Here is a 14,870-nt window from a genome sequence, read left to right as displayed (position 1 = left end):
ATTATAAAGGCCGCCCGCGCGCGGGGCGCTCTCCGGTTGCGCGCAGGCGGCGCCAGCCTACGCAGGGATCGGCGCCGGCCTGCGCAGGGCTCAGCCGATGCCGTAATCCTTCAGCTTCTTGCGCAGCGTCGCCCGGTGGATGCCCAGCATCGCCGCGGCGCGGCTCTGGTTGCCGTCGCAGTGCAGCAGCACTTCCGCGAACAGCGGAATTTCCAGTTCGCGCAACGCGATGTCGTAGAGATTGTGGGTATCCGAACCGTTGAGATCGCCGAGATAGCGACGCACGGAATGCGCGACGTGCTCGCGCAGGGGCGTGCGCGAGGCGGGACGATTGGCGGTGTCGTGGCGTTCGGCGTTCAAGAACGGTCTCTCGGTGGCGTATCGCGTGGGCCCCGTCCCTGGCCGACCGTCGCCGGGGCGGCGAGGGGGTGTGAGTCTAGCGTGGGCGATGGTCGCCTGCCATGGCGCAGGCAGGGGGAAATCCCGTTACAGACCGGGTTTCCCGATGAATGGCGAAGGTCGCGGCGATCGCGGCACGGCAAGTGATTGATCGCGCATTGGATGGCCGGAAATGCGAAGCTTTCGCGTTACGCGGCGCGGGCCGCGTGGCCCGAAGTGACCGTCCGAAATGTCCGTGTCGATCAGCGGAAACCGAAATCGTAGCCGACGATGCCCGACGCGGGTTCCAGGATGTCCATCGCCACGGTCGCGCTTTCGCCGCTGGCGAGTTCGGGTTGGCTCGGCGCGCCGCCGAGATATTCCTCGACCTTGAAGCTGCGCTCGCCCGCGGGGCGTCCGTTCGCGTCGGACAGCGTCAGCTCCAGTCGCGGCCACGGCTGCGACCAGCGCGCATCGTTGCGGAACGTCGCCGAGACGCGCAGCGCGCCGGGCCGGGTCGGATGCTGGCGCACGTCGCGCTGCACCAGGGTGAACGCGGCGGGTTCGCGCCACGGCGGCAGTTCGCATCGCAGCGGCGCGCACAGCGCGAGCAGCAGCGGCCGCCAGTGCGCATCGCCCGCCAGCCGCGCGCGGTCCGCGAGCAGCAGTTGCAGCGCGAGCAGCAGGGCGAGCGCGATCACGACCGCGATCACCCAGCGCTCGCGCCGGCCGGTGCCGGTGCCGGCGGAACCGCGGGCGAAACTGGGCATCGCGCGGCCGATGCGCGTGCGCGCCGGCGGTGCGGCGACCGCAGGCGCGGCGGGACCGTTGGCCGGCAGTGGGGCGACTTCGGAAGCGCCCGCGTCGTGCGTGTCCGCCGTGGGTGCGATGGTATCGAGCATCGCTTCGCCCGCTTCCGCTGTGGTCGCAACGGGCGGCGACAGCATCTCCGGCGCATTCAGCAGCGCGGCCATGTCCAGCGGCGGACGCTCTTCCATATCGTCGCCGTCGAAGGGCGCGTCGGGATCGCGGCGCAGCAGGCTGTCGCAGTGCGGACAGTGGGTGGGCGGCTGATCCGTCACCGGATCGGTCGACACCAGCGCGCGGCAATAGGGGCAGTTGATGAACATGCGGGCTATTGAAGCATGCCGTGCGGGCGCTATCTGCGAACGCCGTCGATCCTCACCCAATCGTCCTCGCGGACGACGCGCAGCCCGTCGAACCAGGCGCCGTAGCGCGGCAGCAGTTCGTCCTCCTGTCCGGCGAGGATGCCCGACAGCGCGATCCGGCCGCCGGGTGCGACCCGCGCGGCGAGGGTGTCGGCCAGCGCGTCCAGCGCCGCGGCCAGGATGTTCGCGACCACCACCGGATAGGTGGTCGCGGGTTCGTCCGCCGGCAGGTGCACGGCGATGCGGTCGCCCACGCCGTTGCGCGCCGCGTTGTCGTGGGTGGCGAGGATCGCCTGCGGGTCGTTGTCGACGCCGACCGCGCGGCCGGCGCCGAGCTTGAGCGCCGCGAGCGCGAGGATGCCGCTGCCGCAGCCGAAATCCAGCACCGCGCGACCCTGCAGTTCGCCCCGCGCGGCCAGCCCGTCGAGCCACTGCAGGCACAGCGAGGTGGTGGGATGGGTGCCGGAGCCGAAGGCCAGGCCGGGATCGAGCCGCACGACCGCGGCGTCCGGTGCATCGGCGCCTTCCGGCAGGTCGTGGTTCCACGGCACGATCCAGGTGCGTTCGCCGAACCGCAGCGGCACGTACTGGTCCATCCACGCGCGCTCCCAGTCCTGATCCTCGACCTTGCGGAAGCCGGCCTGCGACCAGTCCAGCCCGGGGTCGAAGGCGTCCAGCGCCGAGAGCAGCAGCAGCGGATCGGCCTCGGCATCGAACAGCGCCGACAGCGCCACTTCGCCCCAGATCGGCATTTCGCCGACGCCGGGCTCCAGGATCGCGCGTTCGTTCGGGGTTTCGGCGTCGGCATCGAGCAAAGTCACCGCCAGCGCGCCGACATCCTCCAGCGCGCGCTCGTAACGCGGCTGCTCGGATTCGCGGCAGCGCAGGGACAGTTCCAGATAGGGCATGGCGGCGGAATCGACGGACGGCGGATCCCGACAGCTTACCGGAGTGACGAAGCGGACTTCCGTCGCGGCGTGAAGCGGCAAGTCGGTGGTAGCGTTCCCGCACCTGTTCGGACGACCCTTCCGGAGACGACCATGCGATGCCTGCGTACCGGTCTGTTGATCGCATTGACGTTCGCCTGCGGGGCACAGGCGGATGCCGCCCGCCGCACCGATGCCTTCCCGGAACGCGATGCCGGTCGCCGCGGCGCCTCGTCGCCGCTGATCGGCCGTCTCGAATTGGCCTGGGGCGACCCGGGGCCCGCGGCCAAGGCCGCCGGTGTCGTCGACAGCGAATTCCGCGTCACCCTGGTCGCCGACGACGGCGGCCGTCACCCGATCGATCCGGACCAGGCGCTGCGCGCCGCCCACGATCTGTACGCGCTGTTCGGCAGGCGGGTCGCGGTGTCGACCGCGCCGGCCGCGGCCAAACGCGGTGGTGCGGGCGCAGCCGTCGTGGTCGACGCGATCGTGCCGATCGGCGATCTCTCGCCATCGAAGGCGGGCGAGATCGCGCCCAAGGTCGCCGGCGTGACGGTCTGGGCGACGCTGATGTGCAAGTTCAGCGACATCGCCAGCGAGCAGAAGCCGCAGAGCTTCTTCCAGTCGCAGTACGGCAGCGCCGTCGGCCAGTTGGATCACTATTGGCAGGAAGTGTCCTACGGCCAGATCAACCTCGCCGGCAGCGCCGCCTACGGCTGGGCCACGCTGCCGCAGCCGCGTTCCTATTACGTGACCCGCGACGAGGCCGCCAACAAGGACAAGGTCGATCTCGCGAAGCTGTTCCAGGACTGCACCGCCGCGCACGACGCCAACGTCAATTTCGCCGCGAACGGTGGCCTGCAGGGCGTGAACATGATGTTCAACGGCGATCTCGACGGCTCCGCGTGGGGCGGCGCTCAGTGCGGCGCGCTCGACGGCGTCAACAGGTGCTGGAGCACCACCTGGAACCCGCCGTGGTCGTTCGGCAACCTGGCGCCGCTGTCGCACGAGATGGGCCACGCCTACGGCCTGCCGCACGCCAACAATTCCGACAACGACAGCGACACCTACGACAACCCGTGGGACGTGATGAGCGATGCGTGGAACAACGGCGTGTCCAGCGCCACCTACGGCACGTTGCCGAAGCACATCAACATCTATTCGCGCAACCGTCTCGGGTGGGTCGCCGCCGCGCGCAAGCGCACGATTACCGCCGGCACCGGCGCGCGTTCGGTCACGCTCGATCGCGCCAGCCTGCCGGGCTCGGTCAACACCCAGATGTTGACCCTCAATTATCCGGACCAGTCGACCCGCTATTACACCGTCGAAGTGCGCAAGCGCACCGGCAATTACGAGAACAAGCTGGCCGGCGACGCGGTCATCATCCACGAGGTGCAGACCGGCCGCGCGTCCCCGGCCTGGAGCCAGGATGCCGACACCCCGCCGGCGAACCGCGCCAACAACGAAGGCAGCATGTTCAAGGTCGGTGAAACCTGGGTGTCCCCGGACTACGCCTTCCGGGTGAAGGTGGACGCGGTCACCACCGAAGGGTTCGTGGTCACCGTGCGGCCGACGCCGCGCGCGGTCCGGGCGCCCGGGGCCGCGACGGCACCGGCGAGGGCCGCGTCGCCCGGCCTCCGCGACCGGACCATGCAGGGCCAACCCCGGCGCTGAGCGCGCGCCTGCCTGCGGGCGGGCCCCGCGCGTCGGTTCCTGTTACATTGCGCGTCCCCCCGTGTGCCGCGAGACCGCTGTCGTGCTGCTGATGATCGACAACTACGACAGTTTCACCTGGAACCTGGTGCAGTACCTGCAGGCGCTGGGCGCGGACGTGAAGGTGGTGCGCAACGACGAACTGACGGTCGACGAGATCGAGGCGCTGGCGCCGTCCGGCATCGTGATTTCCCCCGGCCCGTGCACGCCGAACGAGGCGGGCGTCTCGGTCGAGGTGATCCGCCGGCTGGGCGACCGCATTCCGATCCTCGGCGTCTGCCTGGGCCACCAGAGCATCGGCCAGGCCTACGGCGGCGATGTCGTCCGCGCCGGCCGGATCATGCACGGCAAGACCTCGCGCATCCGCCATGAAGGCAAGGGCGTGTTCGCCGGACTGCCCGACGCTTACGAGGCCACGCGCTACCACTCGCTCGTCGTCGACCGGCACACGCTGCCGGAAGCGCTGGAAGTCACCGCCTGGACCGAGAACGACGACGGCAGCGTGGAAGAGATCATGGGCCTGCGCCACCGCGATTTCCCGGTGGAAGGCGTGCAGTTCCACCCCGAATCCATCCTCACCGAACACGGCCACGCGCTGCTGAAGAATTTCCTCGCGCGCGCGGCCTGAGCGCCGTCGCCGAACGGCAGCCCACGCCCATGACGGAGCGACCCGCGTCCATGTCCATCACGCCCCAGCAAGCCCTGCAGCGGACGATCGAACACCGCGAGATCTTCCACGACGAGATGGTCGAACTGATGCGCCAGATCATGCGCGGCGAAGTCACGCCGGCGATGACCGCGGCCATCCTCACCGGCCTGCGCGTGAAGAAGGAGACCATCGGCGAGATCGCGGCCGCGGCCTCGGTGCTGCGCGAGTTCTCGCATCGGGTCGAGGTGAAGGGCCGCGAGCGCATGGTCGACATCGTCGGCACCGGCGGCGACGGCGCGCACACCTTCAACATCTCCACCGCCAGCATGTTCGTGGTCGCCGCGGCCGGCGCCAAGGTCGCCAAGCACGGCAACCGCAGCGTGTCCTCGAAATCCGGCAGCGCCGACGTGCTCGAAGCCCTCGGCGCGAAGATCGATCTGCAGCCGGCGCAGGTGTCGGCCTGCATCGACGAGACCGGCATCGGTTTCATGTTCGCGCCGGTGCATCATCCGGCGATGAAGGTCGTCGCACCGGTGCGACGCGAGATGGGCGTGCGCACGATCTTCAACATCCTCGGCCCGCTGACCAATCCCGCCGGTGCGCCGAACATCCTGATGGGCGTGTTCCATCCGGATCTGGTCGGCATCCAGGCGCGGGTGCTGCAGGAACTCGGTGCCGAGCGCGCGCTGGTGGTCTGGGGCCGCGACGGCATGGACGAACTGTCGCTGGGCGCGGCCTCGCTGGTCGGCGAACTGCGCGACGGCAAGGTCCGCGAATACGAGCTGCATCCCGAGGATTTCGGCATCGGCATGGCCGCCAGCCGCAACCTGCGCGTGAACGACGCGGAAGAATCCCGCGCCATGCTGCTGGAAGCACTGAACAACAAGCCCGGCCTGCCGCGCGACATCGTCTGCCTCAACGCCGGCGCCGCGCTGTACGTCGCGGGCGTGGCCGACAGCGTCGCCCACGGCATCGACGCCGCGCGCGCCGCCATCGCCAGCGGCGACGCCCGCGCCAAGCTCGAACACTTCATCGCCACCACCCAACGGCTGGGCGCGGCATGAGCGATCCGTCGTTCGCGAACACGCCGGAACCGCCGTATTACGCGGTGATCTTCACCTCGCAGCGCAACGGCGAGGACGCCGAGGCCTACGGCGAAGCCGCGGCCGCGATGGTCGCGCTCGCCGCGCAGCAGCCGGGCTGTCTCGGCGCGGAATCCGTGCGCGGCGCGGATGGCATCGGCATCACCGTCAGCTACTGGCGCAGCGAGGCCGACATCCTGTCGTGGAAGCATCACGCCGAGCACACCGCGATCCGCAACCGCGGCCGTCGCGACTGGTACACCCGCTACATCACCCGCGTCGCCAAAGTCGAACGCGCCTACGATTGGTTCGCGAAGACCGCCCCATGAGCCAGCACGCCACCGCCGCCGGACGCGCGGACATCCTGCAACGCATCCTCGACCGCAAGGCCGAAGAAATCGCCGAGCGCAGCGCCCGCGTTCCGCTCGACGCGCTGCGTGCGCGCCTCGTCGACGCGCCGCCGACGCGCGGGTTCGCCGCGGCCGTCGACGCGAAGCGCGCGGCCGGTCTGCCGGCGGTGATCGCGGAAGTGAAGAAGGCCAGCCCGTCGAAGGGCGTGATCCGCGCCGAGTTCGATCCGCCGGCCATCGCCCGCAGCTACGAAGCCGGCGGCGCGGCCTGTCTGTCGGTGCTGACCGACATCGATTTCTTCCAGGGCGCCGACGCCTACCTGCAACAGGCGCGCGCCGCCTGCGCGCTGCCGGTGCTGCGCAAGGACTTCACCGTCGATGTCTATCAGATCGTGGAAGCGCGGGTGCTCGGCGCCGACTGCATCCTGCTGATCGTGTCGGCGCTGGACGCTGCGCAGCTGTCGTCGCTCTATCGCGAAGCGATGGCCGTCGGCCTCGACGTGCTGGTGGAAGTGCACGATGCCGACGAACTCGCGCGCGCGCTGGCGTTGCCCGCCGTCGACGGACGCCTGCCGCTGATCGGCGTCAACAACCGCAACCTGCGCACGTTCGAGGTGTCGCTCGACACCTCGCTGGCGTTGAAGGCCGCGATGCCCGAAGGCCGCGCGCTGGTCACCGAAAGCGGCATCGCCACCCGCGACGATGTCGAACGCATGCGCGCCGCCGGCATCGATGTCTTCCTGGTCGGCGAATCCTTCATGCGCGACCCCGAGCCGGGCGTCGCCCTGCAGCGATTGTTCTTCCCGGCATGAGCGCGCATCGCTATCCCCGGCTCCAATACCCCATGCCTGCGGCCGATGCGCCGCTGGTCGTCTTCGACTTCGACCACACTCTGTACGACGGCGATTCCGGCAGCCATCTGTTCAAGTGGCTGATCGAACGCGACTGGTGGCGGCAACTGCTCGCGCTGCTGATCGCGCCGGTGTTCGGCCCGATGATCGCGTGGATGCCCACCCGCCGTCGCGGCATTTCCGGCTTCGTCTGGGTCGGCACGCTGGGCATGCGCACCGTCGCCGAGTTCGACGACGCCACCGACCGCTACGTCGCCGCCCATACCGAAGCGATCAAGACCCGGCTGCTGCCGATCGCGCTCGACGTGCTGCGCAGACATCGCGACGCCGGCGACCGCGTCATCATCGCCACCGGCGCGCCGCCGGAACTCGCGCGCGCGATTCTCTCGTTCGTCGCGCACGAAGACCTGCCGGTGATCGGCACCCAGGTCGGCCCGAAATACGGCTCGATCGTCGCCGTGCGTCATTGCCACTACCGCATGAAGATGCGGATGCTCGCCGACGCCGGCTACGGCGGCCCGGTCGAAGCCGCCTACTCCGACAGCAGCGCCGATCTCCCGCTGCTGCAGGCCGCGCGCAAACCGGTCGTCGTCAACCCGAAACCCGCACGCATCGCCCTGTTCCGCCGCGTGCTGCCCGCCGGCACCCCGATCCTCAACTGGGGCTGCCCGGGGCGGGGTGGGGAGACGGTGTAGCGCTAGTTAGGGCTCAGGGCAAACAATCGTGCCAACTAAAAATCAATCGGATCTAGCTAATTTAGATGCCGCTTTGCGTCGTCTAAGCAACGCTGTTCAGAGAGATCGAACCCCGAATTACTGCCACAGACTGTGGAGCCAGTTCATACGCCTTCGTGATCTGCATCGGTGCGTGGTGTGTGACAGTCCTCAACGAGTTTCTGCGCACCACGTTCTCCGCAAGAGCTTCTTGACACAGGCCAGATACGAAACAGGAAACGGCATAACACTTTGCCATTCTTGCCACGCTGAGATGCACAGTGCATTTAACGCACGCCCTGATCTCGAACTCCCAATGGACGCGCAAGGCGGCGAGAACATTGAAAGAATGATCGAACTCCTTGGCTACCTTGTATCCGATGCACAGGAGCGCGGAATGCTGTGTGATCAGTACTACTTCTTAAGTGACCAATATTTGAATACCTGTAAGAATTTCCAAGGAATTGATAACGGCACGCACTTCCCCGGTACGCGTCTTGAGCAAGCATATTGGATCTGGCGTCAAACACCTCGCCAAGTACTGAGGGCAATACTGTCCGCAAATGGCATGGAGCTGCCCCCAGATTTTGTCCAGCGTGGGCCAATAACATGGCTATGAACATAGTCGATCTGAGCCCCAAAAATTTGTTCAAGCTGGCCCCGGTCGTGGCGGCTTAACTCAGGTGTGCGGCGCCAAGCTGTGCTGCGGATCAGATTTTTTCTCCGGTCTGCAGGGAGTGAGCGTCGACATGGCCCATCGCATCGATGGAGACGACATCGTCTTCTACGTGCCACGACCATGGAGGTTCGACGGGACGGGGTCATCGCTTTTGTCCGTTGATGCTCCATACGGCGATTTCCAGCTCGGCACACATGAGCACACTGGTTCCATGGCGTTTCCAGCACCAGAAGCCCGCCTCTGTCTGTATATGCACGATTTCGGAAATCGGCGCCATGCTGTAAACAATCACGTTCGTGCCGACGCCGATGAACACGATATCGGTTTCAGGAATGATCAATATCCCGGGATGGAAGCCTGAGGCAGGGCCCGGATAGTACTGCCCCTCTACCAGTGGATCTTCGCCAAGCCTTGCGTCCGCGATGCCGATCGCCACGTAATCTCCGCGTGATTCGTGCGTGGTCAGGCGTTTCGTCACGACGGCAAACTCGCGTGTGTGGCGGTTGATGACGTCGGGAGAAGACGAAAGCGAAACGCTGTACCTGCCGATGGTCGTGTACAGCATGCGGCAATCACCGCGACAGTGGTTTTTTGTAGAAGCAGGGTGCAGCCGGCGAATCCCGTTGTCTGCATGCTCAGGAGATTGTGTTCTGGTTCTGTGGAGCCCCGGTCAGGATCTCATGAAGGTCGAAGATATCCTTCAAGGCAATGATCGTGGCTTCGACGAATCGGAATTCCTTGAAGTCCGGATGTTCAACCACGTCCGTCACGTACATCCTGAATCCGGAAACAGGCGTCCTCTGCTCCAGTCGCCATGCGATGAAATGCTTCAGGCCGCGTTCTATCGCAGGGAAAGCCCTGGCGGAAGCCGGGCTGTCCTCTTTCTGGATCGCAATCGGAATCGCGACTGCCAGATCCGGGACGATTACCAAGGAGAAAAAGGCGACGAAGCTGCCGCCGGACATCGCCTGGTTCGCATGTCTCACGACTTTCGTGATCGTTCGATCGGGGGTGTGCATTTGGTTCTTCTTGTTGCGGGAAGTAGGGCGCCTGAAAGAGATGGAGTGGATGGATATGAACGGATGTGCGGCGACGACGGTGAATCGATCCTGTCCACCAATCAGGTTACTCGTCATCACGCGTGAGCCAGTATGCGATCCATTGATGATTGATGGCGACAAGCAATCGATCGGAAGCGTGTCCGGTCACCGGACTCCAGCTTGAACCACCGTTTTTCTGGAGTGTCGCGTTCGACAGGAATACGGAAAACGGGAACTGGTCGATGAAGCAGTCGACCAGAGAAAGAATCTCATGTTCGTTTTGTTGTCTTCCGGCGAACGAGCGTTGTTCGTCCTGAAGCATTTCATAGAGTCTTGCATGCGCTTCATTGTCGGCCACCGTGCGGAGTCGCGACTGGGCCAGCAGAGGCATTGGCGCGACATCACCCCACAGCGGTTTCCTGTTTTCGCACCTGTGCATGAATTCCAGAAAAGCGGATTGATCCGTTTGCGCGGTAGGGTTGGCGCCTCCGTGGAAGACCAGATAACCCTCGGCCCATGTCGTGGATTGGGCGTTGAGAATGTCAAGAAGCGTTTCGAAGGGTGGCTTGCCCAATCGCAGGGTTCCGACGAGTGTCGTGGCGATTCTCGGTTCCACCCGGAATGGCCGTCAACCGAACCTTTGCCCGGGTGTCATGAGTGCGGTGCTGTCGCTTCATTCGAGTGGGACGCGGATCCTGCGACTTCGATCATTCGGTTCAGCGACGGAGGCATGGGGTAGGCATCCCCACCCCGACCGGCGATAATGCGCGCCATGGACACCTGACCCTGTCGCGCCGTCGTGGTTGAAGCCTCGAAAGGTGCGCACCCGCCTCCGGGAGCATCGAATGGCCGAGACCATCCGCCACGACAAGACTGCGCGCCAGCTGCGTCTGCTCTCGGACGCGCTCGACAGCGGCCGTCTGGGCCCCGTGAAGCGGCTGGTCAACACGCTGTCCCCCGCCGAGATCGGCAACCTGCTCGAATCGCTCCCGCCCGGCAAGCGCAGCGTGGTCTGGGGGCTGGTCGATCCCGAGGACGACGGCGAGGTGCTGGTGCACGTCGGCGAGGACGTGCGCGAGAGCCTGATCGCGGACATGGACCCGGACGAGCTGGTCGCGGCGGTCGAGGATCTCGACATCGACGACCTCGCGGACCTGGTCGAGGACCTGCCGGACACGGTGATCGACGAGGTCCTCAAGTCGATGGACCGCGAGAACCGCGAGCGCCTGGAGCAGGTACTGTCCTACGACGAGGACAGCGCCGGGCGCCTGATGAACCCGGACGTGGTGACGGTGCGCACCGACACCACCGTCGACGTGGTGCTGCGCTATCTGCGCCTGCGCGGCGAACTGCCCGAGCACACCGACCATCTGTACGTCATCAGCCGCCGCCACCAGTATCTCGGCCGGATCGCGCTGCAGTCGCTGCTGACCCGCGACGCCAGCACCCCGATCAACCAGTTGATCGACGACGAGCAGCCCGCCATCGGCGTGGACGTGTCCGCCGACGAGGTGGCGCGGATGTTCTCCGACCACGACTGGATCAGCGCCCCGGTGGTCGACGACAACAACGTGCTGCTCGGCCGCATCACCATCGACGACGTGGTCGACATCATCCGCTACCAGGCCGAGCACCAGGCGCTGGGCGCCGCGGGTCTGGACGAGGAAGAGGACATGTTCAGCCCGGTGCTGCGCGCCACGCGCCGCCGGCTGATCTGGCTGTCGATCAATCTCGGCACCGCCTTTCTCGCCGCGAGCGTGGTCGACCAGTTCGCCGCGACCATCGACCAGCTGGTCGCACTGGCGGTGCTGATGCCGATCGTCGCCGGCATGGGCGGCAACGCCGGGACCCAGGTGCTGGCGCTGATGGTGCGCGGTCTGGCCCTGGGCCAGGTCAGCGCGTCCAACGTCCGCACGCTGCTGTGGAAAGAGGCGCGGGTGGCGCTGCTGAACGGTCTGGCGCTGGGCCTCGTGCTGGCGCTGATCGTGCTGGTGTGGTTCCGCAGCCCGGGGCTGTCGCTGGTGATCGCGGCCGCGCTGACGCTCAATCTGGTGTCCGCGGCGACCGCGGGCGTGCTGGTGCCGATCACGCTGAAGCGGCTCGGCTTCGATCCCGCGCTGGCCAGCAGCATCTTCCTCACGACCGTCACCGACGTGATGGGCTTCTTCACCTTCCTCGGTCTGGCGACGCTGGTCCTGCTGCGCTGATCCAAGGGCACTGATCCGGTTGCACCGAATGCCTGCGCTGCCGCGGCGCAGCATGCACGATCCCCCGCATGCAATCGTTTTCCGATTGCGTCCCGGCGGCGCGGGGCGTACATCCGCTGGACGACTCCGGAGCCCCGCATGCGCCAGCCCGTCCTCGCCCTGATCTTCGCCTTCGCCGCCGCGATTGCCGCTGCGGCATTCGATGCTTCGGCCCAGACGCCCGTCCCCTCGTCCTCCCAAGCCTCCGCGAGACCTGCCGTGGCCGCACATCCTTCCGACCCCGCCGCCGATCCCCGCTATCAACCGCAGCCCTACGTGAAGCTGCGCAATCCGGAATGGTCGAAGAACGCGGTGCTGTACCAGATCAACACCCGCCAGTTCACGCCCGAAGGCACCTTCCGCGCCGCCGAGCGCGAACTGCCGCGGCTGAAGGCGCTCGGCGTCGACATCCTGTGGTTGATGCCGGTGCATCCGATCGGCGAAAAGAACCGCAAGGGGACGCTGGGCAGCCCGTATTCGGTGCGCGACTACTACGGCGTGAATCCGGAGTTCGGCACCCTGGACGACCTGAAGCATTTCGTCGACGCCGCGCATGCGCAGGGCATGTACGTGATTCTCGACTGGGTGGCCAATCACACCGCCTGGGACAACCCGCTGCTGCAGCAGCATCCCGAGTGGTACGCGCGCGACTGGAAGGGCGATTTCCATCCGACACCGTGGTGGGACTGGTCGGACATCATCAATCTCGATTACAGCCAGCCCGGTCTGCGCAAGTACATGACCGATGCGATGGCCTACTGGGTGCGCGAGGTCGGCGTCGACGGTTACCGTTGCGACGTGGCGGGCTTCGTGCCGGTCGATTTCTGGGACAACCTGCGTACCGAACTGGACGCGATCAAACCAGTCTTCCTGCTGGCCGAATGGGAATCGCGCGATCTACACGCGCGCGCCTTCGACGCGACCTACGCCTGGAGCTGGTACGAGGCCCTGCACCGCATCGCCAAGGGGCAGGCCGACGTCAACGCGATGTACGTGTACTACTCGTGGAACGAGGCCTTCTTCCCGCGCGGCGGCATGCGCATGACCTTCGTGAGCAATCACGACAAGAATGCCTGGGAAGGCACCGAGTTCGAGGCCTTCGGCGACGCGGTGCAGGCGGCGATGGTGTTGTCCTTCGTCTCCGACGGCATTCCGATGATCTACAACGGCCAGGAAGCGGGCAACGCGAAGCGGCTCGCCTTCTTCGAGAAGGACCCGATCGCCTGGCGGCCGCATCCGAACGGCGATCTCTACGCGAACCTGATCCGGCTGAAGAAGGATCACAGCGCACTGTGGAACGGGCGCTGGGGCGCGATGATGGTCCACGTGCCCAACGACCGGCTCGCGCAGGTGCTGAGTTTCGTCCGCCAGGACGCCAACGACAAGGTCTTCGCGGTGTTCAATCTCTCGCCGAAGCCGCAGACCGTGCGCTTCGAGCAGTCCCTGTTCCATGGCGATTACATCGAGCATTTCAGCCGCGAATCCGCGACACTCGATGCCGCCACCGCACTGGAACTGAAGCCATGGGAATACCGGGTCTACGTCTCGCCTCGACGTTGATGCTCGTCTTCGCCGCGCTGTCGCTGGCGGGCTGCGCCAGCGTGTCGGGCGGCGCACCAGTCGGCGGTTTCGTCGAGCGCAGCGTGCGCGTCGACGGCGCCGAGCATCGCTATCAGGTGTTCGTGCCTGCGCAGCGCCGTCGCGGCAAGTCGCTGCCGACGATCCTGTTCCTGCATGGCACCGGCGAACGTGGCGACGACGGCGACAAACCCACGCGCGCGGGCATCGGCCCGTATGTGCGCGCGCATGCCGATACGTTCCCGGCGCTCGTCGTGTTTCCGCAGGCGCCCGAGGGCCGCGATTGGAACGGCGTGGCCGCAGCGATCGCGTTCGCCGCGCTGGAGGCCGCCAGCGAAGAGTTCGGCGGCGATCCGGATCGCACCTATCTCACCGGGCTGTCGATGGGCGGTTACGGCACATGGGAACTGGGCCTGATGCAACCGCGGCGTTTCGCCGCGCTGGTGCCGATCTGCGGCGGCCTGACCGCGCCGCGCGCCGAGCGCGATCTCTTCGTCGGCCCGCTGCGCGACGAGGCCGACAAGCCGGCCGCGCTGGCGCAGCGCCTGAAACATCTGCCGGTGTGGATCTTCCACGGCGCGAAGGATGATGTGGTGCCGCCGGGCGAATCGCGCGCGGCCTACGCCGCGTTCAAGGCCGCGGGCGCCGCGAACGTGCGCTACACCGAATTTCCGGAGGCCAACCACAACAGCTGGGATCCGGCCTACGCGCAGACGCCCGAGCTGTGGCCATGGCTGTTCGCGCAGCGGCGGAAGTGAGATCGCCGCGCCGTTGCGGCCTCAGTTCTTCGACGTTTCTTGTTCCGCGATGGTCCGCGCACCGGTGATGATCATGCGCACCATCGTGCAGATCTGATCGATCAGTTCGCGGTCGCGCTCCGGCGGCAGATCCATCGCCATCGCACCCATCGCGAACACCAGCCGCGTGATCGCCTTCGACACCAGCGCGGGTTCGTGCATGGTCGTGCCGTCGGCCGCCGCCAGGCGCACCAGGTCGGTGCGCAGCTCTTCTTCGAAGAACGTGAGTTCGCGATCCACCGCCTGCTTGTAGGCGTCGGAACCGACGGTGCCTTCGCGCAGCAGCACGTGCAGCAGTTTGTCGTCCGCACGCAGCTGTTCCATGAAGGCTTCGATCGAGCTGCGCACGATGCCGCGCTGCGTCGCCACGCGATCACGGGCGGCGCCGATGATCTTGCGCAGCGAGCGGCCGGCGAGATCGATCAGCGCCACCGTCAGTTCGTCCATGTCGCGGAACTGGCGATAGAAGCTGTTGGGCGCGATGCCGGCTTCACGCGTCACCTCGCGCAGACTGAGGCTGGAGACGCTGCGGTGCGGGCCGATCAGGCGCAGCGCCGCCGCGAGCAGATCCTCGCGGGAAATGGAGGTCTTCCGCCCGGAGGGGACATCGAGCTCGACGTTGTCGTTGGGGAGCGGGGAAGTCACGGGCGGAGGGCAGTGGTCGGGGCGGCCTTGCATCATAGCCTCGCAAAAAATATA

Annotated in this window: 17 protein-coding genes; 10 read left to right on the top strand and 7 right to left on the bottom strand. The window is 66.5% G+C overall.

What is annotated here, in order from left to right; translation table 11 throughout:
* Window positions 1–90: 90 nt before the first annotated feature.
* From fis to prmA, 3 genes are all read right to left on the bottom strand, one after another.
* Window positions 91–360 (bottom strand): DNA-binding transcriptional regulator Fis, encoded by a 270-nt coding sequence (fis, locus tag ABD974_RS10800; protein ID WP_345303322.1) that lies wholly within the window; start codon window positions 358–360, stop codon window positions 91–93.
* Between the two features lie 281 nt (window positions 361–641).
* Window positions 642–1,508 carry a DUF3426 domain-containing protein gene (locus ABD974_RS10795; RefSeq protein WP_345303321.1) on the bottom strand — a complete coding sequence of 289 codons (867 nt, stop codon included), beginning with the start codon at window positions 1,506–1,508 and terminating at the stop codon, window positions 642–644.
* Between the two features lie 29 nt (window positions 1,509–1,537).
* Window positions 1,538–2,455: a 50S ribosomal protein L11 methyltransferase gene (prmA, locus tag ABD974_RS10790; RefSeq protein ID WP_345303320.1), complete on the bottom strand. Its 918-nt coding sequence runs from the start codon at window positions 2,453–2,455 to the stop codon at window positions 1,538–1,540.
* Window positions 2,456–2,587: 132 nt separating this feature from the next.
* Here prmA and ABD974_RS10785 point away from each other — a divergent pair, with 132 nt between their 5' ends.
* From ABD974_RS10785 to ABD974_RS10755, 7 genes are all read left to right on the top strand, one after another.
* Window positions 2,588–4,147, top strand: coding sequence for a metallopeptidase domain-containing protein (locus ABD974_RS10785; protein WP_345303319.1), 1,560 nt, complete (start codon window positions 2,588–2,590; stop codon window positions 4,145–4,147).
* 82 nt (window positions 4,148–4,229) lie between these two features.
* Window positions 4,230–4,814, top strand: a complete 585-nt coding sequence (locus ABD974_RS10780; RefSeq protein ID WP_345303318.1) for an anthranilate synthase component II — start codon at window positions 4,230–4,232, stop codon at window positions 4,812–4,814.
* A gap of 50 nt (window positions 4,815–4,864) precedes the next feature.
* Window positions 4,865–5,899 carry an anthranilate phosphoribosyltransferase gene (trpD, locus tag ABD974_RS10775; protein WP_345303317.1) on the top strand — a complete coding sequence of 345 codons (1,035 nt, stop codon included), beginning with the start codon at window positions 4,865–4,867 and terminating at the stop codon, window positions 5,897–5,899.
* Window positions 5,896–6,246, top strand: a complete 351-nt coding sequence (locus ABD974_RS10770; RefSeq protein ID WP_345303316.1) for an antibiotic biosynthesis monooxygenase family protein — start codon at window positions 5,896–5,898, stop codon at window positions 6,244–6,246. The genes trpD and ABD974_RS10770 overlap by 4 nt, the downstream gene beginning before the upstream one ends.
* Window positions 6,243–7,079 carry an indole-3-glycerol phosphate synthase TrpC gene (gene trpC, locus ABD974_RS10765; protein WP_345303315.1) on the top strand — a complete coding sequence of 279 codons (837 nt, stop codon included), beginning with the start codon at window positions 6,243–6,245 and terminating at the stop codon, window positions 7,077–7,079. The genes ABD974_RS10770 and trpC overlap by 4 nt, the downstream gene beginning before the upstream one ends.
* Complete coding sequence (locus ABD974_RS10760) at window positions 7,076–7,813, top strand: HAD-IB family phosphatase (RefSeq protein WP_345303314.1); 738 nt, start codon at window positions 7,076–7,078, stop codon at window positions 7,811–7,813. Before trpC ends, ABD974_RS10760 begins: the two co-directional genes overlap by 4 nt.
* Before the next feature lie 334 nt (window positions 7,814–8,147).
* Window positions 8,148–8,450, top strand: a complete 303-nt coding sequence (locus ABD974_RS10755; RefSeq protein WP_345303313.1) for a hypothetical protein — start codon at window positions 8,148–8,150, stop codon at window positions 8,448–8,450.
* Between the two features lie 202 nt (window positions 8,451–8,652).
* On the opposite strand, the gene ABD974_RS10750 is transcribed toward ABD974_RS10755, so the two are convergent.
* From ABD974_RS10750 to ABD974_RS10740, 3 genes are all read right to left on the bottom strand, one after another.
* Window positions 8,653–9,075 (bottom strand): hypothetical protein, encoded by a 423-nt coding sequence (locus tag ABD974_RS10750; protein ID WP_345303312.1) that lies wholly within the window; start codon window positions 9,073–9,075, stop codon window positions 8,653–8,655.
* 70 nt (window positions 9,076–9,145) lie between these two features.
* Window positions 9,146–9,529: a hypothetical protein gene (locus ABD974_RS10745; RefSeq protein ID WP_345303311.1), complete on the bottom strand. Its 384-nt coding sequence runs from the start codon at window positions 9,527–9,529 to the stop codon at window positions 9,146–9,148.
* Window positions 9,530–9,635: 106 nt separating this feature from the next.
* Window positions 9,636–10,124 carry a hypothetical protein gene (locus tag ABD974_RS10740; RefSeq protein WP_345303310.1) on the bottom strand — a complete coding sequence of 163 codons (489 nt, stop codon included), beginning with the start codon at window positions 10,122–10,124 and terminating at the stop codon, window positions 9,636–9,638.
* Window positions 10,125–10,395: 271 nt separating this feature from the next.
* On the opposite strand from ABD974_RS10740, the gene mgtE reads away from it, so the two are divergent.
* The 3 genes from mgtE to ABD974_RS10725 all read left to right on the top strand — a co-directional run bounded on the left by mgtE (window position 10,396) and on the right by ABD974_RS10725 (window position 14,132).
* Window positions 10,396–11,757, top strand: a complete 1,362-nt coding sequence (gene mgtE / locus ABD974_RS10735) for a magnesium transporter (RefSeq protein WP_345303309.1) — start codon at window positions 10,396–10,398, stop codon at window positions 11,755–11,757.
* A gap of 138 nt (window positions 11,758–11,895) precedes the next feature.
* Entirely contained in the window at window positions 11,896–13,356 is a 1,461-nt protein-coding gene (locus ABD974_RS10730) for an alpha-amylase family glycosyl hydrolase (RefSeq protein ID WP_345303308.1), read from the top strand.
* Window positions 13,320–14,132 carry a carboxylesterase family protein gene (locus ABD974_RS10725; protein ID WP_345303307.1) on the top strand — a complete coding sequence of 271 codons (813 nt, stop codon included), beginning with the start codon at window positions 13,320–13,322 and terminating at the stop codon, window positions 14,130–14,132. The genes ABD974_RS10730 and ABD974_RS10725 overlap by 37 nt, the downstream gene beginning before the upstream one ends.
* A gap of 21 nt (window positions 14,133–14,153) precedes the next feature.
* On the opposite strand, the gene fabR is transcribed toward ABD974_RS10725, so the two are convergent.
* Window positions 14,154–14,849 (bottom strand): HTH-type transcriptional repressor FabR, encoded by a 696-nt coding sequence (fabR, locus tag ABD974_RS10720; RefSeq protein ID WP_425562677.1) that lies wholly within the window; start codon window positions 14,847–14,849, stop codon window positions 14,154–14,156.
* Window positions 14,850–14,870 lie beyond the last annotated feature (21 nt).

Source organism: Lysobacter hankyongensis, from assembly GCF_039543145.1.
GTDB classification, from domain to species: Bacteria; Pseudomonadota; Gammaproteobacteria; order Xanthomonadales; family Xanthomonadaceae; genus Lysobacter_I; species Lysobacter_I hankyongensis.
The sequence above is the reverse complement of the archived record's forward strand: the minus strand, read 5'-3'. Positions and strand labels throughout refer to the sequence as shown.

Coding starts and splice junctions, on each gene's coding strand:
- ABD974_RS10795 (WP_345303321.1), bottom strand. CDS start 1,508: ATGTTCATCAACTGCCCCTATTGCCGCGCGCTGGTGTCGACCGATCCG.
- prmA (WP_345303320.1), bottom strand. CDS start 2,455: ATGCCCTATCTGGAACTGTCCCTGCGCTGCCGCGAATCCGAGCAGCCG.
- ABD974_RS10785 (WP_345303319.1), top strand. CDS start 2,588: ATGCGATGCCTGCGTACCGGTCTGTTGATCGCATTGACGTTCGCCTGC.
- trpD (WP_345303317.1), top strand. CDS start 4,865: ATGTCCATCACGCCCCAGCAAGCCCTGCAGCGGACGATCGAACACCGC.
- ABD974_RS10770 (WP_345303316.1), top strand. CDS start 5,896: ATGAGCGATCCGTCGTTCGCGAACACGCCGGAACCGCCGTATTACGCG.
- trpC (WP_345303315.1), top strand. CDS start 6,243: ATGAGCCAGCACGCCACCGCCGCCGGACGCGCGGACATCCTGCAACGC.
- ABD974_RS10760 (WP_345303314.1), top strand. CDS start 7,076: ATGAGCGCGCATCGCTATCCCCGGCTCCAATACCCCATGCCTGCGGCC.
- ABD974_RS10755 (WP_345303313.1), top strand. CDS start 8,148: ATGGACGCGCAAGGCGGCGAGAACATTGAAAGAATGATCGAACTCCTT.
- ABD974_RS10750 (WP_345303312.1), bottom strand. CDS start 9,075: ATGCTGTACACGACCATCGGCAGGTACAGCGTTTCGCTTTCGTCTTCT.
- ABD974_RS10745 (WP_345303311.1), bottom strand. CDS start 9,529: ATGCACACCCCCGATCGAACGATCACGAAAGTCGTGAGACATGCGAAC.
- mgtE (WP_345303309.1), top strand. CDS start 10,396: ATGGCCGAGACCATCCGCCACGACAAGACTGCGCGCCAGCTGCGTCTG.
- ABD974_RS10730 (WP_345303308.1), top strand. CDS start 11,896: ATGCGCCAGCCCGTCCTCGCCCTGATCTTCGCCTTCGCCGCCGCGATT.
- ABD974_RS10725 (WP_345303307.1), top strand. CDS start 13,320: ATGGGAATACCGGGTCTACGTCTCGCCTCGACGTTGATGCTCGTCTTC.
- fabR (WP_425562677.1), bottom strand. CDS start 14,849: ATGCAAGGCCGCCCCGACCACTGCCCTCCGCCCGTGACTTCCCCGCTC.